This window comes from Primorskyibacter flagellatus (genome assembly GCF_900176485.1).
Classification (GTDB): Bacteria; Pseudomonadota; Alphaproteobacteria; order Rhodobacterales; family Rhodobacteraceae; genus Primorskyibacter; species Primorskyibacter flagellatus.
Genome location: NZ_FWYD01000011.1, coordinates 78,277 through 100,826 on the forward strand (window position 1 = coordinate 78,277; position 22,550 = coordinate 100,826).

19 protein-coding genes, 1 tRNA gene and 1 pseudogene are annotated in these 22,550 nt (G+C 60.4%); 10 read left to right on the forward strand and 11 right to left on the reverse strand.

Annotation, left to right across the window (positions count from 1 at the left end; all coding sequences use genetic code 11):
- Positions 1-9 precede the first annotated feature (9 nt).
- The gene (locus tag B8991_RS13680; RefSeq protein WP_084353556.1) at positions 10-2,877 is read left to right on the forward strand and encodes a hypothetical protein; all 2,868 of its coding nucleotides are present in this window, start codon (positions 10-12) and stop codon (positions 2,875-2,877) included.
- A 213-nt stretch (positions 2,878-3,090) separates the two neighbouring features.
- On the opposite strand, the gene hppD is transcribed toward B8991_RS13680, so the two are convergent.
- Entirely contained in the window at positions 3,091-4,188 is a 1,098-nt protein-coding gene (gene hppD, locus B8991_RS13685) for a 4-hydroxyphenylpyruvate dioxygenase (protein ID WP_084353557.1), read from the reverse strand.
- A 141-nt stretch (positions 4,189-4,329) separates the two neighbouring features.
- Here hppD and B8991_RS13690 point away from each other — a divergent pair, with 141 nt between their 5' ends.
- Positions 4,330-4,785: an Lrp/AsnC family transcriptional regulator gene (locus B8991_RS13690; RefSeq protein WP_084353558.1), complete on the forward strand. Its 456-nt coding sequence runs from the start codon at positions 4,330-4,332 to the stop codon at positions 4,783-4,785.
- Positions 4,786-4,873: 88 nt separating this feature from the next.
- Positions 4,874-6,754 (forward strand): monovalent cation:proton antiporter-2 (CPA2) family protein, encoded by a 1,881-nt coding sequence (locus B8991_RS13695; protein WP_084353559.1) that lies wholly within the window; start codon positions 4,874-4,876, stop codon positions 6,752-6,754.
- An 83-nt stretch (positions 6,755-6,837) separates the two neighbouring features.
- Here the strand turns inward: B8991_RS13695 and B8991_RS13700 are convergent, their stop codons facing one another.
- The 5 genes from B8991_RS13700 to B8991_RS13720 form a co-directional block, all read right to left on the reverse strand.
- Positions 6,838-7,350: a CarD family transcriptional regulator gene (locus tag B8991_RS13700; RefSeq protein ID WP_084353560.1), complete on the reverse strand. Its 513-nt coding sequence runs from the start codon at positions 7,348-7,350 to the stop codon at positions 6,838-6,840.
- A gap of 284 nt (positions 7,351-7,634) precedes the next feature.
- Positions 7,635-7,973 carry a ferredoxin FdxA gene (fdxA, locus tag B8991_RS13705; RefSeq protein WP_084353561.1) on the reverse strand — a complete coding sequence of 113 codons (339 nt, stop codon included), beginning with the start codon at positions 7,971-7,973 and terminating at the stop codon, positions 7,635-7,637.
- Between the two features lie 52 nt (positions 7,974-8,025).
- Positions 8,026-8,409: an RNA-binding S4 domain-containing protein gene (locus B8991_RS13710; RefSeq protein WP_084353562.1), complete on the reverse strand. Its 384-nt coding sequence runs from the start codon at positions 8,407-8,409 to the stop codon at positions 8,026-8,028.
- Between the two features lies 1 nt (position 8,410).
- Positions 8,411-11,368: a helicase-related protein gene (locus B8991_RS13715; protein WP_084353563.1), complete on the reverse strand. Its 2,958-nt coding sequence runs from the start codon at positions 11,366-11,368 to the stop codon at positions 8,411-8,413.
- A 33-nt stretch (positions 11,369-11,401) separates the two neighbouring features.
- Positions 11,402-11,962 (reverse strand): tetratricopeptide repeat protein, encoded by a 561-nt coding sequence (locus B8991_RS13720; RefSeq protein WP_084353564.1) that lies wholly within the window; start codon positions 11,960-11,962, stop codon positions 11,402-11,404.
- 70 nt (positions 11,963-12,032) lie between these two features.
- Here B8991_RS13720 and B8991_RS13725 point away from each other — a divergent pair, with 70 nt between their 5' ends.
- The 7 genes from B8991_RS13725 to B8991_RS21495 all read left to right on the forward strand — a co-directional run bounded on the left by B8991_RS13725 (position 12,033) and on the right by B8991_RS21495 (position 18,819).
- Positions 12,033-12,323, forward strand: coding sequence for an SCP2 sterol-binding domain-containing protein (locus B8991_RS13725; RefSeq protein WP_084353565.1), 291 nt, complete (start codon positions 12,033-12,035; stop codon positions 12,321-12,323).
- A complete protein-coding gene (locus tag B8991_RS13730) occupies positions 12,323-13,294 on the forward strand; it encodes an alpha/beta fold hydrolase (RefSeq protein WP_143514602.1) in 972 nt (323 codons plus the stop codon). Before B8991_RS13725 ends, B8991_RS13730 begins: the two co-directional genes overlap by 1 nt.
- A 49-nt stretch (positions 13,295-13,343) precedes the next feature.
- The gene (locus B8991_RS13735; RefSeq protein WP_084353577.1) at positions 13,344-14,351 is read left to right on the forward strand and encodes a ligase-associated DNA damage response exonuclease; all 1,008 of its coding nucleotides are present in this window, start codon (positions 13,344-13,346) and stop codon (positions 14,349-14,351) included.
- Positions 14,348-15,937: an ATP-dependent DNA ligase gene (locus B8991_RS13740; protein WP_084353566.1), complete on the forward strand. Its 1,590-nt coding sequence runs from the start codon at positions 14,348-14,350 to the stop codon at positions 15,935-15,937. The genes B8991_RS13735 and B8991_RS13740 overlap by 4 nt, the downstream gene beginning before the upstream one ends.
- A gap of 77 nt (positions 15,938-16,014) precedes the next feature.
- The gene (locus B8991_RS13745) at positions 16,015-16,365 is read left to right on the forward strand and encodes a hypothetical protein (protein ID WP_084353567.1); all 351 of its coding nucleotides are present in this window, start codon (positions 16,015-16,017) and stop codon (positions 16,363-16,365) included.
- Between the two features lie 78 nt (positions 16,366-16,443).
- Positions 16,444-18,258 carry a M3 family oligoendopeptidase gene (locus tag B8991_RS13750; RefSeq protein ID WP_084353568.1) on the forward strand — a complete coding sequence of 605 codons (1,815 nt, stop codon included), beginning with the start codon at positions 16,444-16,446 and terminating at the stop codon, positions 18,256-18,258.
- 420 nt (positions 18,259-18,678) lie between these two features.
- Complete coding sequence (locus tag B8991_RS21495; protein WP_179141494.1) at positions 18,679-18,819, forward strand: hypothetical protein; 141 nt, start codon at positions 18,679-18,681, stop codon at positions 18,817-18,819.
- 552 nt (positions 18,820-19,371) lie between these two features.
- Here the strand turns inward: B8991_RS21495 and B8991_RS13755 are convergent.
- From B8991_RS13755 to B8991_RS21125, 5 genes and pseudogenes are all read right to left on the reverse strand, one after another.
- Positions 19,372-19,575, reverse strand: a complete 204-nt coding sequence (locus B8991_RS13755) for a hypothetical protein (RefSeq protein WP_071972618.1) — start codon at positions 19,573-19,575, stop codon at positions 19,372-19,374.
- A gap of 320 nt (positions 19,576-19,895) precedes the next feature.
- Positions 19,896-20,333: a hypothetical protein gene (locus B8991_RS13760; protein ID WP_084353569.1), complete on the reverse strand. Its 438-nt coding sequence runs from the start codon at positions 20,331-20,333 to the stop codon at positions 19,896-19,898.
- A gap of 3 nt (positions 20,334-20,336) precedes the next feature.
- Positions 20,337-21,530 (reverse strand): tyrosine-type recombinase/integrase, encoded by a 1,194-nt coding sequence (locus B8991_RS13765; protein WP_235866632.1) that lies wholly within the window; start codon positions 21,528-21,530, stop codon positions 20,337-20,339.
- A gap of 136 nt (positions 21,531-21,666) precedes the next feature.
- A tRNA-Ser gene (locus B8991_RS13770) sits at positions 21,667-21,756 on the reverse strand.
- Between the two features lie 700 nt (positions 21,757-22,456).
- Positions 22,457-22,550 (reverse strand): annotated as a pseudogene (locus tag B8991_RS21125) (IS5/IS1182 family transposase); the annotation flags it as partial.

Below are 22,550 nucleotides of genomic sequence, written 5' to 3' on the forward strand. Positions count from 1 at the left end.
AAACCCGCCATGAAGACAAACTATGCGCTGTTACTGTCATTTGAGGGAATCACCCTGGCCCGCCGGACGATGGCTGGCTGGCTGAGTGTTGGTAAAATCGCGCCCGATTCCGACGATCTTGATACGGCGCTGCAAACGCTCCGCCGTAAGGCTCAGGCGCTGTCTTCGGATGCCGAGCGTGTCAAACTGGTGATCCCGAATGAACAGATCCGGTATCTGACCCTGCCTGCGCGGCCACGCAGCACCGACGAGCTGAATGATGACATCCGCGCGGCTCTGGACGGCGAGACCCCCTACCCCGTTGACGATCTGGTGTTCGATTGGGCGGAGCTTTCGGATGGCTCGGTCCAGGTCGCCGCAGCGGCGCGCGAAACACTTGATGAGGCAGAACATTTCGCAACATCGCATCAGTTCATCCCGGTCAGCTTTGTCGCCGCCGCACCTGACGGGGCGTTTCACGGCGAGGTGTTTTTTGGCCCCGCAAGCGGCGGCACCAACGGCGCGACACCTGCCCGCGACGCGCAGCCTGTCCGTCTTGTTACCGCACAGCCAACCGCGCCTCCGCCAGCGCCGAGATCCGAGGATACGCCCGAGGATCACGTCGCTGTCAGCACCACAACCGATGGTGCCGCCAATGTGGCAGGCGATCCCATGGATGAAGCCATCCTTGCCGCTGACCGCTTGGACCCATCCAGCCCAGGAACCGCACCCGAAACCTTGGGCGTCGACGCGTCCCGAACCAAACCCGAAACATCGGGCGGCCCTGCAAACCGGCCAGCAGACACGCCCCTAAAGCCACGGAACCGCCCGCGCAACTCTGGCGCAAGCCAAGCGGCTGCCCCCGCAACGCCGAACATCAAAGCCGCGCCTGCCCCGCAACTTCGCGAGATCGACACACCCGAACGCCCCGCGACACACAGCAATAGCGCCTCGATAGACGCGCCAAGGACAAAAGCGAACCGCCCTGCGCAAGACCCCCAAGCGGCTGCACCGGGCCCGCATGTGTCCGCGACCGACAATCGGCCATCCAGCCCCCCCCCCGGCACCGACAGCATCCGGGCCAGCAGACCTGCTCCGGATGCGCCCGTCCCGAAATTGTCTGGCACACGATTCAGCCCCGCCGATACAGGCCGCGCTGCGCCGCGCATTGACCCGGTGGCGGACCCCACGTCGATGGCAAAGAAAGTCGCGGCGCGACGCGACACCCTTGCTGCGCATGTCCCCGATGACGCAACCGTCGCGCCGATTGCCAGCCTGACAAGACAACCTGCCGCTCCGACTGATCCTGCCTTGGCGGCCCCGGAAAAGCCCGCAGGGAAAGCCGGCTTTTTCAGCCGCAGGAATGCGCGCCAGAAACAGACCAGCACGTCATCCACGCCGCGCAAGACAAGCAGCGCCCAACCGCCATTGCACAGAAAGCCGGCGCAGATGACGCCGGTGCAGCGGCTCGCTCAAGCAGAGCCGACGGTCAAAATATCCAGATCCGCTTCGGAGGATCCGGTCACAGCGCCCACCCCGACGGAAGACGAAGCCGACCGCCTGACGATCTTTGGAGCCCGTAGAAATAACGAAAGGATCGGTGGCAAGCCCCGTTACCTTGGATTGATGCTGACGGCGGCGTTGATCCTGTTTCTTGCAGCAGTCGCAGCCTGGGCTGCGGTGTTCGTCGATGAAGGTCTTGCACGGTTTTTCCGGTCCTCGCCCGCACCTTCCGCAGTGGCGCAACTGCCGGACCTGCCGGCCATTGATTCTGTCGATCCATCCGAGACCGAACCTGAACCCGAGCTCGAAACCGCCTCGCTCGCGCCCGATCTGACCGGCGAGGCGGATCAACCTGGATTGCGGACCGATACGACGCCGGCGCTTGCGGCACCTATTCAGTCCGAGGCGCTGACCCCTGAAGAGGCCGAGACCACCTACGCCGACACCGGGATTTGGCAACGCACCCCGCCGGAACCCGGCCTGCCCACCGAAGTATCGTTGGACGATATCTACGTCGCTTCGATCGACACCAAAGTGCAGCAATTCGATGCCGTCGCGCTGCCCGCCGTTGACGACTACGGCACCGATTATGCCATGCTCAGCCCCGCCTCGCCTGCGGCAGCGGGAACGGAGTTCACTCTGGATGACCGTGGCCTTGTGATTGCCACGCCGCAAGGTGCGCTGAACCCCGACGGTATCTTGATCTATTCCGGGCGTCCGCCAATGGTGCCGCCCACCAGAAACGCCACGCCAGACACCGCCGCACAGTCGACGCCCGAAGAGGATGCGCAGCTTAAGGCTCTTTCTGACAAACGGCCCCGCGCCCGGCCCGGCGATCTGATCGAGAAATCAGAGCGGGCAACGCTGGGTGGGCGCTCGTTGGCGGAATTGTCCGGCCTGCGTCCGAAGCAACGTCCCGAAACCGTTGTCGCCCAGCTCGAGGCAATTGCAACCCTGGAGCAAGAGCAAGCAAGCGCGCTGAACACCGCCACTGCCCAAGCGGTAGGCCGGTCTGTGGTCCCCGTTGGACGGCCTAGCAACTTTGCGGCAATCGTGAAGAACGCTCGGGCCACGCCACAACCAGAACCCGTGACAAGAACGGCTTCGGCAGCGACCGTCGCGCCGCGCACGGTCGCCCCCAGAATCCCCTCTTCGGCCAGCGTAGCGCGTGAGGCCACGGTCAAGAACCAGCTTAACCTGAACCGCGTCAACCTGATCGGTGTCTATGGAGCCCCGTCCAGTCGGCGGGCGTTGATCCGGCTATCGAACGGGCGTTACCAAAAGGTCAAGGTTGGCGACCGGATCGATGGCGGGCGTGTCGCTGCCATTGGTGACGCAGAGCTGCGTTATGTGAAAAGCGGCCGCAACGTGGTCCTGAAGATGCCGCGTAGCTAACTCTGCGTTTCAAATGCGGGAATGAGAGCGGCCCTTACCAACGCGAAACGGCTGACCCCACAATATTTTCGAACAAAAAGCGACCTGCCCTGATCGGCGGGTCTTGGTGTCTCGGCTCAATCTTGACGTCAGTCGACATGTCATGCGCGACCTCTTCAAATCAGCCTCCCGACAGGTACAGCCCACGCGGATCGCATGGGCTGTCTGAAGATGCTATTCGGTTGTGTCCAATTCGCCCGCGTCGATCTGTTCTCGCTCGATCGACTCGAACAGCGCCTTGAAGTTGCCCTCGCCAAAGCCGTCGTCGCCTTTGCGCTGGATGAACTCGAAGAAGATCGGCCCGATCACGGTCTTGGAGAAGATTTGCAGAAGAATGCGGGTTTCGCCGCCATCCACCACGCCTTCGCCGTCGATCAGAATGCCATATTTCTTCATCCGCTCGACAGGCTCTTCATGGCCGGTCACGCGGTCAAAGCTCATGTCATAATAGGCGTCGGGCGGGCCGGGCATGAATTTCAGTCCGTTATCGGCAATCCGGTCGGTGGCATCGTAAATGTCATAAGCACCCACCGCGATATGCTGGATGCCCTCGCCGTTGTATTTCTTCAGATAGGCGACAATCTGGCCTTTCTCGTCCCGGTCCTCGTTGATCGGGATGCGGATACGCCCACAAGGAGAGGTCAGCGCACGGCTGGTCAGTCCGGTGAATTTGCCCTGAATGTCGAAAAAGCGGATTTCCCGGAAATTGAACAGGTCGCCGTAGAATTTGAACCACTTGTCCATGTTTCCTTTGAAGACGTTGTGCGTGAGGTGGTCGAGGTAGTAGAACCCGACGCCGCGCGGCTTTGATTGTTCCAGCCAGTCGAACTCCTCGTTGAAGGGCGAGGTGTCGTAATACTGATCGACAAAATAGATCAGGCTGCCACCGATCCCCTTGATCGCGGGTACATCCATTGTCTTGTCGCTGCCCGTGTAGGGCTCTGCCCCTTTCGAAACAGCGTGATCGAACGCGTGCTTTGCGTCCACGACCCGCCACCCCATCGACGGCGCGCAGGGACCGTGATCTTCGACAAAGCGCGCGGCAAAGCTGCCGGGCTCGGCATTCAGGATGTAGGTGATGTCGCCCTGCTGCCACAGCTCGACATTCTTGCTCTTGTGCCGCGCGACCAACGCATAGCCCATACTGGCAAAAAGCGTGCGCAACTTCTCTGGGTCTGGATGGGCAAATTCGACGAATTCAAACCCATCCGTGCCAGCGGGGTTTTCGTCGGTGATCTTTGATTTCGGGGCGTCGTGCGGGAAAGGTCCCATTATCGCGTCTCCAGATTCAAATTCATGTTGGGGCTACTCTACCGCATGTGTGTCCGGAATTCTGCGCGAATAGAGGTGCATCTAACGGCCAATTCGCGTAGAATTCACAAAAACGGATACAAGGGTACGGAAAACACGCAAATGCTCGACCTGACGGATAAACGGCTTCTTGCAGCCCTTCAGCGTAACGCCCATATGACCGCGCAGGACCTGGGCGAGCATCTCAACCTGTCGCCAAGTCAGGCGGGGCGCAGGCGACAACGGTTGGAGGCGGAAGGATACGTCACCGGCTACACCGCACGTCTGGACCCGATGAAGGCGGGTTTGACGGTGCAGGCGTTTGTGCAGGTACAACTGGCGACCCACGGTCCCGAACAGGCGCAAAACTTTGCCCGGCTTGTCGCCGCACGCCCCGAGGTGATCTCGGCCTGGACGCTGACCGGCGAGGCGGATTACCTGCTGCGGGTCTATTGCGCCGACCTGCGGGACCTGAACCGGCTGATTCACGAGGTGCTGCTGCCTCATGCCGTGGTGGCGCGGGTGCAAAGCCAGATTGTCATGGATCAGGTCAAACCGGATGCGCCGCTGCCAACGTGACGCGGCGATTGCCACCCAAAGGGCCATCGCCGCTTGTTCCTTACCCAGCGCTTCTGCAAAGTGACCCGGCATAACAACGGACACATTCATGGACTCTTTCCTCTATCAGGCGTCGATCTACCTGGCGGCGGCCGTGATCGCGGTGCCGATCGCCGCGCGGCTGGGCCTTGGATCAGTGCTGGGCTATCTGCTGGCTGGTATCTTCATCGGGCCGGTGCTGGGAATTGTCGGAGCGGAAACAGAGGATTTGCAGCATTTTGCCGAATTCGGCGTCGTGATGATGCTGTTCATCATCGGGCTGGAGCTGGAGCCGAGAACGCTTTGGGACATGCGCCATAGGTTGATCGGGTTGGGCGGACTACAGGTCGTACTGACCACCGCGGCGACGATGGTCGTGGTTATGGCGATGGGTCAGGCCTGGCAGCCCTCATTGGCCATCGGGATGATCTTCGCCTTGTCATCGACGGCGATTGTTCTGCAAACGCTGTCCGAAAAAGGCCTGATCCAGACCGGCGGCGGCCGGTCCGCGTTTTCGGTCCTGTTGACACAGGATATTGCCGTAATCCCGATGCTGATCGTGTTGCCCCTTCTGGCAAGCGGCCCCTTGGTCGGGATTGGACAGGAGGAGGCCGTCACGCAGGCAAGTCAGGTGGACAAGTCTGCATATGTGGCGATGTCGCTGGTCGACGGCTTGCCGGGCTGGGGCGTCGCACTGGTGACGCTTGCCGCCGTCGCGTCGATCATCCTTGGCGGCGTCTATCTGATCCGCCCGATCTTCACCTTCATCCACTCTGCCAAACTGCGCGAGATGTATACCGCGCTGGCGCTGTTGATCGTGGTCGGCATCGCCTTTGTGATGACATTGGTCGGCCTGTCACCGGCGCTTGGCACGTTTCTTGCGGGCGTGGTGCTGGCCAACAGCGAATTCCGCCATGAACTGGAATCCGACATCGAGCCATTCAAGGGCCTGTTGCTGGGCCTCTTCTTTATCACGGTCGGCGCGGGCATCGACTTTGCGACACTGTTGCGCGAACCACTGCTGATCCTCGGTCTGACCACGACGCTGATCCTTGGAAAAGGCGTGATCCTGTACGCGCTGGGGCGGCTGTTCGGCCTGCGGGGTCGCAATCAATGGCTGTTCACGCTGGGGCTGGCACAGGCCGGAGAGTTCGGCTTTGTGCTGGTGTCGTTTTCGCTGCAACAGGGCGTCTTGCCGGACTTTCTGGGCGGCACGATCCTGTTGGTGATTGCGCTTTCCATGCTGATCACACCGCTGTTGTTCATCCTTTACGAACGCATGTCGCTGCGGATGAAGGCCGATCACGCCGAACAATACGATGAGGACGAGATCGACGAACAAGGCCCGGTGATCATCGCCGGTATCGGCCGGTTCGGGCAGATCGTGAACCGGTTGGTGCAGTCTTCGGGCTTCAAGACCGTTGTGCTGGATCACGACATGCAGACCATCCAGTTGATGCGGCGCTTTGGCTTCAAGGGCTTCTTCGGTGATCCTACCCGCCCGGACGTTCTGCATGCCGCAGGGCTGGAAGATGCGCGCGTCTTGGTCGTCGCATTGGACGATCCAAAGGCCACCACGACGCTGGTAACCTATGCGCGGAACATGCGCCCCAATCTGCACATCATTGCACGGGCGCGTGACAGGACGCATGTTTACCACCTGTATCGCGCCGGAGCGAATGACATCGTGCGCGAAACTTTCGACAGCTCATTGCGGGCCGGGCGCTACGCGCTCGAAAATATCGGGCTGACCGAGTATGAGGCGTCGCAGGTCGAAAAAACCTTTTACGCGCATGACCGCTACGCTGTGCGGGAACTGGCCAAGGTCTGGAATCCCGACACGCCTTCGGCGGAAAACGCAGATTATATCAAGCGCACGAAGGAATTGGAAAAAGAGCTTGAGGCGGCGCTTCTGGATGCCATGGAGAGCCGAAACACCGATGCCGCGTGACGCGGCGCCTTGCTACATCACAAAAAGAAACCGCGCCCCGATGAGGGGACGCGGTTGAATTTTCACTGACCGAGGGGGCCGGTTCAGGCGGCTGCGCGTGACACCAGCACGTCGTCTACCTGCTTGGCGGCGGCCAGTTCGTCCTCGCCCGACACGGCAGCAACCTCGCGGGTCAGCCTTTCCAGCGCCGCTTCGTAAAGCTGACGTTCGGAATAGCTTTGCTCGCGCTGGTCGTCGCCGCGATGCAGGTCACGAACGACCTCTGCAATCGCGATCAGATCACCGGAATTGATCTTCTGCTCGTATTCCTGCGCGCGACGCGACCACATGGCGCGCTTGACCTTCGCCTTGCCACGCAATGTCTTCATTGCCTGGCTGATCACATCAGGTGAGCTGAGCGAGCGCATCCCGATTTCCGTCGCCTTATGCGTCGGCACCCGCAGTGTCATCTTGTCCTTCTCAAAGGAGATCACGAACAGCTCCAGCGAGATACCGGCGATTTCCTGCTCTTCGATCGACACAATCTGGCCAACGCCATGGGCCGGATAAACCACATATTCGTTGGGACGAAACTCGGATTTCTTGCTTTTTGTCATTCAGTTCTTCCTCACAGGTTCGCCCTGCCATGGGCGCAAGAAAACGGGTGGGGAACAGCAACCATTCCCTTGACCCGTTTCGAATTGATCGTGCTAGATCACCGGATGCAGACCCGTCCGGTGATTGGTGCTTGTTTGTTTCATTGGCGCTAACATAACATAAAAAACCCGCCTATCAAAGCGGGCACCCGCGCAGGGCATGACGAATTCAATCAGATCAACGCCTTAGATGACGAAAATCTGATCAAATTGCTGCAAAATCTGACCGGGCAGGCCGAATCAGCTTAGCCGCCCTCGCCCGGCTCTTCCGAGAAATACTTCTCCAGCTTGCCTTCCTCGCCGTCGCGTTCTTCGGCTTCGGGCAACTGGTCTTTCTTGGTGATGATGACCGGCCAAGCTTCGGAGTATTTGCGGTTGAACTCAACCCATTTCTCCATTTCCGGCTCGGTATCCGGGCGGATCGCATCTGCCGGGCATTCAGGTTCGCACACGCCGCAGTCGATGCATTCGTCAGGATGGATGACGAGCATGTTCTCGCCCTCGTAGAAACAATCCACCGGGCAGACCTCGACGCAATCGGTATATTTGCAGGCAATGCAGTTATCGGTCACCACATAGGTCATGGAAAGCCCCTGTTTCAGCGAATTCTCTGTCTAGCTAGAACAGCCGGACGGATCATTCAAGCGCATCCCGCCGCGATTGATCCATCTTGCGACGGTCCCTTTTCGTGGGCCGCCCGCCACCGTCGAAACGCGGCACGGACGGTTTTTCCATCCGTGGCGGCGGTGGCGGACTAAGGTCCTCGTAAAGCGCCTGTGCCTCGGACGCCGGTCCGCGCCGGGTGCCGATTTCCAGAACACGCACCACGCAAACCCGATCACCCTTGGCGAAGGTCAGCACGTCCCCCGGCCCCACCACAACCGCCGATTTGGCGATACGTGTGCCGTTCAGTCGCACCGCCCCGGCAGTCACGATCTTCGCGGCAAGGCTGCGCGTCTTGAAGAATCGCGCATGCCACAGCCACTTGTCGACGCGCAGCTTTTGCGCCGGATCGCTCACGTCAGGTTTTGTCCTTCAATCCCATCAGCGCCGCCGCAAACGGGTTGTCGGGGTCGATGCGATCTTTCTTCTCGGGACGGGCCTGATAGGTTTTCGTGCCGTCGTCGCGGCGCGGTTTGCCCTTGGGGCCACCCTTGCCGCGCGGTTTGCCCTGCTGGCCACGTCCGCCGCCGCCTTCCGCCGATTTCGGCTTGGCGTTGCGGCCTCCGCCCTCACGGCGCGTGTTCTGACCGCGAGGGTTCTCGCGCTTGCGACCCCAAGTGAAGGTGTAGAACACCTCTGTCTCCGGCGCGTTCACCGCCGCGTCGGGGGCGGTGCCAGTGGGCACTTCCTCGGCAGCGACTTCCGGCACAACCGGTGTTTCCTCGGGCGTGCCTGCCGGATCAATCGGGGCCTCGGCCACGGGGGCCACGCCATCGTCTTCGACCGCATCGACCTGCGGCACAATATCGGCAGCGGCCGGTTCCTGCGGCGCGTCGATGACCGCACCGGGTGCCGCCTCTTGCGCCACATCCATGATCGGCGTGTCGGCGGCAGGTGTCTCCGCTGCTTCGGCACCCGGCACAACGGCATCGGCCGGTTTCACCTTCTGTCGTTCGCCTTTGACGGCGTTATAGCCCAGCCCCTGCATGAGGTCGGCGAACTGTTCCAGCGTCATCCCGGTGATCGAGAGCATGTCGGCCTTGGCCTCGAACCCGCCGCGGCTGTCCTCGGCGCGTAGCATGTCGGCCAGACGTTCCAGCATATCGATACGGATCGCCCGTGCGCCCGCCGCGCGGTAGCCCGAGATCGTATGATGCACCGCAGGCGTCCCTGCCGTGTTGGGCACCGTCACCAGACCCGGCGGCGGTGCTTCGGGAAACTCGTCCATCCCGTTGGCCAAGCTCCACAATACCAGACGTAGGCGGGTCGGCGCGGGCTTCAGCAACAAAGGCATGAAGATGGTGAACTGACCAAAACGCAGGCCGTGCTTGCGCAATGCGCCGCGCGCATCCTGATCCAGCGACTTGACCTCGTCGGCAACTTCGGCGCGGGGCAACACGCCCAAAGCCTCGACCATGCGGAAGGCAAAGCCGCGCGCAAGCCCGGTCAGCGCCTCATCGTTCTTGAGGTTCATCAGCGGCTCGAACAGCGCGGCAACCTTGCGGTCGATGAAATGTTGCAGGCGGCGCTCCACCTTCTGCGCGACATCCGGCCCGGCCTCGTCATCGACAAAGACCACAACGCGCGGCTTGAGCGGATCGTCGGACGCGGCAAGTTTGCCGACGGCCTGATCGCCCCACATCAACCCGCCCTGTTCGGTAAAGTCGATCTCTGTATCGGGCGCGTTGTAGAAACGGTCCGCGCGCAGATGGAAATGCGGTGCCAACGCCTGAAGCCCGGCGGTCTTCAGCATCTTTGCTTCCTGCCCGCTGGCATCCTTGTCCTGCCGGAAGCGAAACCCTTCCAGCCGCCCTACGAATTCACCCTCGACGGTCACTTCGCCCTTGTCGTTCACTTCGGCCAAAAGGGCCTCCTTCTGCTTCAACCGGCGCAACAGGATAGATGTCCGCCGATCAACAAATCTTTGTGTCAGACGCTCGTGCAGAGCGTCAGATAGCCTGTCTTCTACAGCCCGCGTGCGCTCACGCCAATGGCTATTGTCACCAACCCAACCGCTGCGCTGCGCGACATATGTCCATGTGCGGATATATGCCAATCGTTTCGACAAGGTGTCGATGTCACCATCGGTCCGGTCGATGCGCTTTACCTGCCGGGCCATCCAGTCATCCGGCACCGACCCACGCTGATGCAGGTATCCGAAGATAACTTCCAACAGGCTCGCATGTTCCGCATGACTTATGCCACGGAAATCGGGAATGCGGCAAACATCCCATAGCAGCCGGACCGAGGCCGGATCGGACGCGCGCGCCGCAACCTCGGCGCTTTGCACCAATGTCTTGAGCGCGCCAAGATCATCGGCCTCGCGCGCCCTGACCAGCCGGTCATCGGTCGGCGCAACTTCCAGCGACGTGATCAGCGTGTCGAGCGTGCCGAACCGCAGGTCCGAATTGCGCCATGTCAGCTTGCGCAGGGGCGTGAAGCGGTGATTACAGATCGATTCGACCACCTCATCGGGCAACGGACCGGCCTCGCCTGTCACCCCGAACGATCCGTGGCTCATGCCGCGCCCGGCGCGACCCGCGATCTGGGCCAGCTCATTGGGCGCAAGGGGGCGCATCCGGCGGCCATCGAATTTTGACAGGGCGGAAAACGCGACATGGTTGATGTCCAGGTTCAGCCCCATGCCAATCGCATCGGTCGCCACGAGGTAATCCACGTCCCCATTCTGATACAGTTCGACCTGCGCGTTGCGGGTTCGCGGCGACAGCGCGCCCATGACTACTGCAGCGCCGCCTTTCTGACGACGGATCAATTCCGCAATGGCATAGACGTTTTCAACCGAAAACCCGACGATCGCGCTGCGCGCCTGCAACCGACTGATCTTCTTGGAACCGGCATAGGACAGTTGGCTCAGCCGTTCGCGGCGCACGAATTGCACGCCGGGCACCAATTCAGCGATCGCGCCGCGCATCGTGTCGGACCCCAGAAACAGGGTCTCGTGCAGGCCGCGCATCCGCAGCAACCGGTCGGTGAAGACATGGCCGCGCTCTGGATCGGCGCAAAGCTGGATCTCGTCTATGGCAGCAAAATCGACGCCCATGCCCTCTGGCATCGCCTCGACCGTGCAGACCCAGTATTTCGCCCGGGGCGGCACAATACGTTCCTCGCCGGTCACCAGCGCGACGACGGAGGGGCCACGGATACCCACGATGCGGTCATAGACCTCGCGCGCAAGCAGCCGCAACGGCAGGCCGATCACGCCCGTCCGATGCCCAAGCATGCGTTCGATGGCGTAATGCGTCTTGCCGGTATTGGTCGGACCCAGCACGGCCACGGTGCGGGATGGCTCGGCCATGCGTCTTCCTTCAGAAACTATCAGATAATCGGTTCAGATGTCCTGGCCGGTGACCTGAATTTCAAGCCGTTCGACCGCTTCCAGAACTTCGGGATCATGCGGATGAATGTCCAGCAGCTTTCTGTAGGCCGCATCCGCCTTTGCCGGTTCGTCCAACTGCTCGAACACCGCGCCAAGCCCCTTGATCGCGCCGAAGTGCCGCGGATTCAGCGCAAGCGTGCGTTCCAGCGCGTAGACACTGGGGCCCAACAGCTCTGCCTGATAATAGGCCAGCGCCAGGTTGCTCCATCCTTCGGCGAAATCCGGCGCATGATCGGTCAGCGCCGTCAGATGTTCGATGGCCAGCGTGACTTTCCCCGCCGCAAGCGCATCGCGACCGCGTTTGAGCAGAAGATCCATCGCGGCCGAACCGGATTTGGACCATTCCAGCCGAATCTCCCGGACGATGCCTGCGGCCTCCTGCGCAGAGGACGTCGCCAGATCGGACAAAAGGTCATCAACCCGCGCGGTTTCCGCCCCGGCAGGTATGGAAAACATGACTGTGACGAGAAGTGTCGCCACGGTATGTTTGAGTCTTGAGAAAATGCTGCTCATAACACTCCTGAGTGTAGCGTATGCGCGAGAATTTACCACCCGCGCGATCATCAATTGGAGGAGAGTGAAAATGAGCGATGTAACCGAAGCTGCGGTGGCGGCACTGAACAAACGGCTGGGCGACGAAGGCTTTGACGGCTCGGCGCGTTTCGACATTGAAGGCGAAGGTTCGATCATGATCGACGGCAATGGCGCACGCGCCGCCGAGGAAGAGGCCGAGGTCACGCTGACGGCCGATGCAGAGACCTTTCAACAGATCCTCGAAGGGGATCTGAACCCCACGGCTGCCTTCATGTCCGGCAAGCTCGCTGTCGATGGCGATATGGGTCAGGCAATGAAGCTGGGGGCGGTTCTGTCCTGATGGAAATGCAAGCAGCCCCCTATTTTGCTGCAATAGCCGAAGGCCCGGAGGACGCGCGCGTTTTCTGGGTCACGGCTGCTGACGGGCTGCGCATCCGGCTTGCGCATTGGCCAGCCATTGCTAAGTCGCAAGGCACGATCCTGCTGATGCCGGGCCGCACCGAATATATCGAGAAATACGGCCGCACCGCCCGTGATCTGGTTGAGCGCGGCTTTGACGTGCTGTGCATCGACTGGCGCGGACAGGGGCTGGCTGACCGGTTGCTGGACGATCCGCGCCGCGGGCATGTCCTGACCTTCGACGACTACCAGGCCGATCTGGATGCGATGGTCGCCGCCGCAAAGACGCTGGACCTGCCGCACCCCCTGCACATGCTCGCGCATTCGATGGGCGGTTGCATCGGGCTGCGCGGGTTGCTGCGCGGCCTGCCATTTGTTTCAGCAGGCTTTTCGGGGCCGATGTGGGGGATCCGCATGAAAGCCTATACGCGCCCCGCAGCATGGGCGCTTGGCTGGAGCAGTGGAATTTTTGGCCTTGGCGATTCCTACGCGCCCGGCACCGGGTCAGGCAGCTATGTGGCGACCGAGCCGTTCGAAGGCAATCTTCTGACCCGCGATCCCGAAATGTTCGAATATATGCGGTGCCAGGTCACCGCCCATCCGGAATTGCAACTGGGCGGCCCCAGCCTGAACTGGCTGCATGAGGCTTTGCGCGAAACGCTGGCGCTGTCCCGCCTGCCCTCGCCGCCGCAGCCCTGCCTGACCTTCGTGGGCAGCAACGAACGCATTGTCGACATGCCACGCATCCATCAGCGCATGGCCCGCTGGCCGAACGGCACGCTGCGCGTGATCGAAGATGGCGAACATGAAATGATGATGGACACCCCCGGTATGCGCATCATGATCGCCGACGAGCTAACGGCGCATTTCAGCAACGCGTCAGCGCGCGACAAATCCCGCCTGACCGCCTGACAGAATCAGCGGCTCTGGCGCTTTGATCCGCGCGCCCTATCATCGCTATATGGCTGACCAGGTACTTTGCTTCACCGATCGCGGCATCTACTGCCCCGCAGGCGATTTCCACATCGACCCCTGGCGTCCGGTGGACCGGGCGCTGATCACCCATGGCCATGCCGATCATGCCCGTCCCGGTCACGCCCGCTATCTGGCGACAGAGCCTGCCGCCCCGGTCATACGTCACCGTCTGGGCGAGATCACGCTGGACACCATACGGTTCGGCGAACGGCGCAGGATCGGCGGGGTAACCGTCTCTTTTCATCCCGCAGGCCATGTGCCCGGCTCTGCGCAAATCCGGGTGGAGGTCGGCGGCGAGGTCTGGGTCGCATCGGGCGATTACAAGCTGGAAAGCGACGGGTTGTCGGAGCCGTTCGAGCCGGTCCGCTGTCACAGTTTCATCACCGAATGCACCTTTGGTCTGCCGGTTTTCACATGGGCACCGCAGGCGCAGGTCGCGGCAGAGCTGAACGCATGGTGGCGCGACAGTGTCGCCGCGGACCGGACGCCGGTTCTGGGGGCCTATTCGCTGGGCAAGGCACAGCGGCTGCTGGCCATGCTGGATGTGGAAATCGGCCCGATCCTGACGCATGGTGCGGTGGAAACCACGACACAGGTTCTGCGCGATCAGGGATTGCACCTCCCCCGGACGCATCATGTGACGCCCGAGCTTGATCCCAAGGATTTCCCCGGCGCGCTGGTTTTGGCACCGCCTGCCGCGCTCGGCTCTGACTGGATGCGGCGTTTTGGGGCGGTCTCCACCGGGTTCGCCTCGGGGTGGATGCGGATGCGCGGGGTCCGCAGACGGCGTGCCGCTGACCGGGGCTTTGTCGTCTCGGACCATGCCGACTGGCCTGCACTGAACAGGACTATTGCCGAAACAGGCGCAGAAAACATATATGCCACGCATGGTTACACGGACATCTTCGCGCGATGGCTGAGGGACCAAGGATATAACGCAAGCGTCGTTCCCACCGAATTTGGCAGCGATGACGCCGAGGATGGCTCGGCATGAAATCCTTCGCCGCGCTGTTCAACGCCATCGACCGCACCACCCGGACCAAGGAGAAGACCGCCGCGCTGACCGCCTATCTGCGCGAGGTGCCCGATACCGAAAAGCTGTGGACCGTGGCGCTGTTCACGGGTCGTCGCCCACGCCGCGCCGTGACCACCACTCAACTGCGCGAATGGGCGGCCGAGCGTGCGGGCCTGCCACTGTGGCTGCTGGAAGAAAGCTATCCCATCGTCGGTGATCTGGCAGAGACCATCGCTCTGATCCTGCCTCCGCCCGGTCGCGCGACGGACTTGCCGCTGTCGCATTGGATTGCGCAACTCCAGCGCCTGCACGATCTGCCCCCGGAGGCACGCAAGGACCAGATCCTCGACGCGTGGGACCAGTTGGATGCGACCGAACGGCTGCTGTTCAACAAGCTGATCACCGGCGGATTTCGCATCGGTGTCAGCCAGAAGCTGATGACACGGGCAATCGCCGCTGCTTTGGGCCGTGACGAGGCAGAGATTGCGCTGCGGCTGATGGGAAAATGGCGCGCCGACACGACCACCTGGCACGCGCTGATCGAGGCCGAGGATGCAGAGGCCGACGCCTCGCGCCCCTATCCGTTCTACCTCGCCTATCAGTTGGACGCGGCACCCGAGGATCTGGGTGCGTCCGATGACTGGCAGGCGGAGTGGAAATGGGACGGCATCCGCGGCCAGCTGGTCCTGCGCGGCGGCACGCATCACCTGTGGTCGCGCGGCGAAGAGTTGATGACAGAGCGTTTCCCCGAATTTTCCCGCGCTTTGGATTTCCTGCCCGACGGCACCGTGCTGGATGGCGAGGTGCTGGCCTGGGATAACGGCCCCCTGCCCTTTGGCACGCTGCAAAAACGGATCGGGCGCAAGACCGTGCCCAAGAAACTGCTGGCCGAGGTCCCGGTCGTTCTGGTGGCCTATGATCTGCTGGAACATGAAGGCCGCGACATGCGCGCGGAACCCTTGTCCACCCGCCGCGCGGCGCTGGACGATCTGCTGGACCAGACCCCGGCCGAGGCACCGCTGCGCCTGTCGCGCCCCATCGCCTTCGATACCTGGCAGGCCCTGGCAGAGATACGCGCCACGGCGCGCGACGAACGCGCAGAGGGCGTGATGCTGAAACGTCTGGACAGCCCCTATCTGTCTGGTCGCAAGAAGGGCGATTGGTGGAAATGGAAGCTGGACCCGCTGACGGTGGATGCGGTGATGATCTACGCCCAGCAAGGCCATGGACGCCGCGCCAACCTGTTTACCGATTTCACCTTCGCCGTCTGGAGCGGCAATCAGCTTGTCCCTTTCACCAAGGCCTATTCCGGCCTCACGGACGAGGAATTTCGCCAGATCACCGTCTGGGTGCGCAAGAATACCCAGCAACGCTTTGGCCCCGTCCGGCAGGTCAAACCGCATCATGTGTTCGAGATCGCCTTTGAAGGCATTCATGCCAGCCCGCGCCACAAATCCGGGATCGCCCTTCGGTTTCCACGCATGTCCCGCTGGCGACGCGACAAACCGCTGGACGAAGCCAATACGCTGGATGACCTTAAGGCGCTTCTGGCCAGTTATGGATGACACGGTATTTGTGCGAATCTGCGAAATCAGGCAGAGTTTGCGGCATTGCTTCAAGCCGTAGCCGGGACAGGATTTTCATGACGCGCATTCTCATCGCTGCAATCTTCGCCATTATCGCATCTGCCAGCATGGCCTCGGCGCAAAGCTGCCCCGAAATCCGCTTTGCCAAAGGCGCCTATTCCGGTGGCGTCGGCGGCGTGGTCTCTGATGGTGCGCCGCAATGCTATACTTTCGGAACGGGGAACGGCCAGACGGCGCGATTACAGCTTTCGGGCAGCAACAATGCCTGCTTCAGCGTTGTGGGCCTTGCCGATTGCCAAACCGACTTCAGCTTTGTCACCAGCCGGCAGACATACCGGGTTTTTGTCGTTCAGCTTTTCCCGTCGCCTGCCGCAGAGCAGTTCGGACTGACGCTTTCAATCTACTGACCCCTTTTGCCTGCGCCCCCTTGCACCTATGTGACAAGTCGCCTTACCTGCCAGTCAGCATAGCCCAAGGAGACCAACATGACCGTCCGCCCCGTTTTCGACGCCAATGCAACCAATGGCAGCAAGGACCTTGGAAACCTGCCGGAATGGGATCTGACGGATCTGTACTCTGCCCCCGACGCGCCCGAGATCAAGCGCGATCTGGATTGGCTGGAACAGGCCTGCGCCAGTTTCGCCGCCGATTACGAAGGCAAGCTGGCCACGCTGGACGCGGCGGGTTTCCTTGATTGCGTGCTGCGGAACGAGAAGATCGACACGACCGCCGGGCGGCTGATGAGCTATGCGGGGCTGCGCTATTACCAATTGACCACGGATGCCGAGCGCGCCAAATTCCTGTCCGACCTTCAGGAAAAGGTGGTCAACTACTCGACCCCGCTGGTGTTTTTTACGCTGGAACTGAACCGTTTGGACGATGGCCATCTGGACACGCTGTTCGCGGAGAACGACGACCTGGCCCGGTACAAGCCGGTCTTTGACCGCATCCGCTCGATGAAACCCTTCCAACTGTCCGACGAGCTTGAGAAATTCCTGCACGATCTTGGCGTCGTCGGCGATGCATGGGAACGGCTGTTCGACGAAACCATCGCCAGCCTTGAGTTCGAGATCGAGGGCGACGCGCTGAATATCGAATCCACGCTGAACCTGCTGACCGAACAGGACCGGTCCAAGCGCGAGGCCGCGTCGCGCGAATTGGCCCGTGTCTTTTCCGAGAATATCAAGATCTTCGCGCGCGTCCACAACACGCAGGCCAAGGAGAAAGAGATCCTCGATCGCTGGCGCGGCATGCCCACGCCGCAGACCGGGCGACACCTGTCCAACCATGTCGAACCAGAGGTGGTCGAGGCGCTGCGCAACGCGGTGGTCGCCGCCTACCCGCGCCTGTCGCACCGCTATTATGAACTCAAGCGCAAGTGGCTGGGGCTGGACGTCATGCAGGTCTGGGACCGCAACGCGCCCCTGCCGATGGAAGAAACACGCACTGTGGGCTGGGACGATGCCCGCGACACGGTGATGAACGCCTATGCCGGGTTTGATCCGCGCATGGCCGAGATCGCGCAGCCCTTCTTTGACAAGGGCTGGATCGACGCGGGCGTGAATCCGGGCAAGGCACCGGGCGCGTTCGCGCATCCCACCGTGACGGATGTGCACCCCTATGTGATGCTCAACTACCTCGGCAAACCGCGTGACGTGATGACCCTGGCGCATGAGCTGGGCCACGGCGTGCACCAGGTACTGGCCGCCGGCCAGGGCGAGATGCTGTCCTCTACCCCGCTGACGCTGGCCGAAACCGCAAGTGTGTTCGGCGAAATGCTGACCTTCCGCCGGATGCTCGACAACGCCAAGACCGATCAGGAGCGCAAGATCCTGCTGGCTGGCAAGGTTGAGGACATGATCAACACGGTCGTCCGCCAGATCGCCTTTTACGACTTTGAATGCAAGCTGCACGAGGCGCGGCGCAGCGGCGAACTGACCCCCGACGACATCAACGCATTGTGGATGTCCGTGCAGGCCGAAAGCCTTGGCGAAGGGTTCGAGTTCATGGAGGGATACGAGACGTTCTGGGCCTATATCCCCCATTTCGTCCATTCGCCTTTCTACGTCTACGCCTATGCGTTTGGCGACGGGTTGGTGAATGCGCTTTACGCCGTCTACGAAGAAAACCCCGATGGTTTTCAGGAAAAGTATTTCGACATGCTGAAAGCGGGCGGTTCCAAGCACCATAAGGAACTTCTGGAACCCTTCGGCCTTGACGCGTCCGACCCCGCCTTCTGGGACAAGGGCCTGAGCATGATCGAAGGGTTCATCGACGAATTGGAGGCTATGGAGGGATAGCCCCCTCGAAGACCAATTCAGAGACACCGCACAATGTAACAGCGGCAATCGCACCGGCACCAAGATCAGAGCGCCCCGCGCGGTTGCTGCAACAGGACGACGACCTTATGTCGGGCAAACGACTTTGCTGCACGGATCTCAGCTCACGTCAGTGTCTGGTGCCGTCCACGCCGGCCTTTTCGGCATGGTTTTTCGCTCAACGAAGAAAGAGTGATCCTGGCGCGAGGATCCTCCCATGCTTTTTACGGGTGACGTTGGCGAAAAATGGTTTCGCCCCAAGCGAATGAAGCCTTCATTGCATAAACTCATCCCGAGAGGATCATCGCCGATCATGAGCTCAAAAATCTATAATGGATAGGGCTTTCTGTTCGATCTTGGCGCGCGTTCGCATGGTCGACATGATTTGCGAGGTGCACCGAAATGGATGATGAGCCATTCGAAATGGGCCCCCTACAACACCCACCACATGAACACGACGCAAGGATAGGCAAGCTACGCGACCGGCACGGTGAGGTGCTGTTCATCGACGCCCGCAAGATGGGCGCGTTGGTGGTAGAGTAGCGCAAGCAAAGGGAACTGTTGCAGAAAGAGGTGCGCGCATCGCAACCCGCTATCACGCATGGTGCGAACCCGCCGGCCATGCGCGCAGTTGCGCTGTTCGCCACCGCATCGGCTTTTTCCGGAACGGGATCGGGTCTGGGAACTCGGATTCGGCTTTGAAACGCCACGCCGCCTTCCGGATCTTGCAGACTCTCCGGGCGCCTCGGCCACATCGGCCGCAGTACTATGCGGAAAGAGAGAACGTGGATACCTGAACAAGCCGGAATAATCGGCCTGAGAACTCAGATGTGCGGTGAAGTAGACGTTTCTCGCTGTGCAGCTTCGAAGGCCGCGAAAAGCAGCTGAGTTAAGCAGCGAGACATTGAGCATGGCAAATTTTTTGCGCGCCATAGGGCAAACCTTTCCCGTCAACCCAATTGCGGTTGGGCTGACGATTGCCGGTGTTCGGCATCTGTCATGGGGTTGAAATCAGGGGCGCGTTTGTCCTAGGATTCCGGTGATCACGCGAATACGACAAGGCCCCGCCCCGTGCGGGGCTTTGTACTTTGGAGCCTATGCCGCATCACCAGGAGAGACCCGGTTCTCTTCGATGTAAGCGTTCAAATCGCGCCCGAGGTATTTCACCCGCCGACCGAACTTGACCCATGCCGGGCCCACCCGCCGGTGACGCCATTGCGCCCGTTTCGCACGAGGGGCGATAAGATCAAGCTCTTTGTCACCATCATCGTAGACACGTTCGTTCTCAAAAATCTCCATTGTTCCGACATCGCCTTTCTTCGGTTGCGTTCGACTGCATCCATATTGTCCAGCCTGCCGCAATCGTCCTAGCGCAATCGAAAAAGCAATATCTTTCTACTTGAAAACAATGACTTGCATTCCTTTCTGTTTGATCGGCTTGGTATGCGTTGTCATGTTCAAGAGGTCTCGGAACAGATATGGGAACTGGACAATGTGCGAGTGGTCAAAACCAGGAACGCGCGCAGCGAGTCGTTGCGCTTGAGCGTAGTCCAGATACACATATGCTAGCACGGGCTCTTAGACCGCCCATAATTTCTGTAGCGATCGAGGACTTCGTCCTAGTTCCGTGCGACTTCGATCCCTTTCGTATCAAGTACGCTCTTATACTCTTGCTGGGCGAACCCCTGTGCGTCAGCATATGCCGTTCCCTTGGATGACCCATGAATGACGATCCGGCGCAGCACATCTCCTAGACGCATGACGTCTTGACACAGTTCATCCTGACCCAAAGCGCATTGCTTCACTGCATGTCGAACAGCGCCTTCAAGCAACAATGGATCAGAGCCAGGGGCTGGCCAAAGCGCGTCCCTCCTACCGGTCTTCAGGTCTTGATCTCGAGCTCGAATCTCCAGCAGCCCGGTATGCAGTTTTAAAAAGTCGGCCTTCGTCTTAGTCGCGATTAGAAGGGCTCGTATGGCGAGCCACGCGGCGTCAAACTTCGAAATGAAAGTCAGGTGGGAAATCCTTGCCGCGACGTGTTCGATTTCAGTTACCACAGTTCAGCCTCCACATTGCGAACAAGAAAAAAGGTTCCAATCGCGCATCAGTTCACGCCTTCTGGAAAGAAGATCAGATCGCGCATAGGCCCGCTCCACTGCCGAACCCACCTTGTGCCCCAAGCTCATTTCCGCTACCTCGCGCGGATGGTTCCCCACCTCGGAAGCCCAATCCCGAAATGCTGATCTGAACCCGTGAACGGTCACACCCTCAATCTCCATGCGTCGCAACAGCATCAGCATCGACATGTTCGACAGCGGCTTGTGCCGACGCTGGCCTTCAAAGACACTTTCGAAGTGAAGGGCTTTCAGTGGCTCGATAATCCCCAGTATCTGATCCGTAAGCGGAACACGGTGCTCGCCCCCTGTTTTGGTGCGCTCTTCGGGGATCGTCCAAATCAGGTCATCGAAATCAAATTCCTCCCAGACAGCCCTCAGAACCTCGCTGGTTCGGCATCCCGTGAAGCATGTGAACATCAGCGCCTTGGCTGCCATCCCGCTTTGCTGTGAGAGCTGCGCGTAGAACGCGGGAACGTCTTGCCAGCGCATCGCATTGTGGCGCTTCACCTTGGCCTTCACGCGCGGCAGCACGAGAGCGTCCATAACGACCGTCACAGGGTTTTCGCCCTCGCGGTAGCCGCGCGACCGCGCCACATCGAGGACCGCCTTCATCCTCTGCGCCACCCTGCGCGCGGTTTCGTGCTTCTCGGTCCAGATCGGAGACAGCACCTGCAAGATTTCCGGCTGGTCGATATCCGAGACCGGCATTCGGCCGATCTTGGGGAATGCATAGTCGGCAAGCGTGTTCATCCACTGCTGCCCGTGCTTCGGGTTCTTCCAGGTCGGCAGACGCTCTATGTGGACCTGCCGGGCGACCTCTTCGAAACAGGGCACGTCCTGGACCTTGTGGTATTTCGGATTGAGGCCCTGCTTGGCGAGGCGACGATACTCCAGGGCGCGTTCGCGAGCCACGTTGAGCGTCACCACGTCAGCACCGCCGAGACCGAAATCGGTGCGGAGCGGCTTTCCTTGCCGATTCCGCTGTCCCTTCACCGTGACGCGGACGATCCAGCGCCGCGCACCGGATGGATCGACCACCAGATACAGCCCGTGACCATCGCCATGCCGACCAGGGCCGAGCGTTCGGACCAGATTCTTCGTCAGCTTTCCCGAGGTATAGGCCATATAAAATACCACAGTTCGTACCACCAAATGAACAGAACTGAGCGCAATCGAAACGAAGCCAGTGACAATAACGAACGCAGATGAGCGCATAAGTTCAGTAACTTATACGCTATCAAGCGGCCCCATAGGGTTCAATGAAAATGGTGGGTGGCGGAGACGAAGGGATTCGAACCCTCGAGACGGTTTCCCGCCTACTCCCTTAGCAGGGGAGCGCCTTCGACCACTCGGCCACGTCTCCACCGACGCGTATAGCCAACAAAACATAAGGGTTACAAGGCGAAAACCTCCAGTTCTGAAATTTTCTTACTTGGGCAAAAAACCCTCAAAATGGCACCGGATTTGGGAAACATTTGGTCAATTTCCCTTACAGGGAAAGCGCCTTGAACTGCGTCAAGACAAATTTTCGATGGCAATCGCCAAGCGCGAGAGCAACCGATCGAAAGGCGTTTCCGTTAACGCTCGCTCGAACCGATCTCCTTTTTGTATGCAGGTTTGGTCATGAAAAGCGTCAAGAACGATCCAGGTTCAGCAAGCACAAAAGAGCTGGCCGAATATTGGAGAATGCCATCTGTCAGGGCAGCTCGTGAACTTGCAGGGCACTCGGCCTACAGCGTATCAAAGGTAGATTTCCCTGGTATTCCATCTGGGCAACTGAGGGCTTAGCTCCACCACGACGCAACAGATGGGAAGATTTAAAGCTTGCATCCGAGGCAGGGATTACAGAGGAGCAGCTGCAAGTCTCGGTCCAGCGACTGAACGATGCGCAGTTGCTCGAATATGATTCAGAGGTCGAATTGCTCAGAATCTCTGGTTGGTTTCGGTCCATAAATTGCCCTGACAATCTCTCGCGCGTCCAGAACCTGGCGCAGAGTTATCTGTCCGGCGAACTACCGACCACTGACATTTGTCGCCGCTCTATCGCTGAGTTCGTCCTGGGGTCGCCACACGGTCCGACCCAGATATCGTTGCGCATTGACCGCGTCGTTGCGGGCAATAGCGCCCGCGCTGGTTGGTTTCCAGGGCTTTGCATTC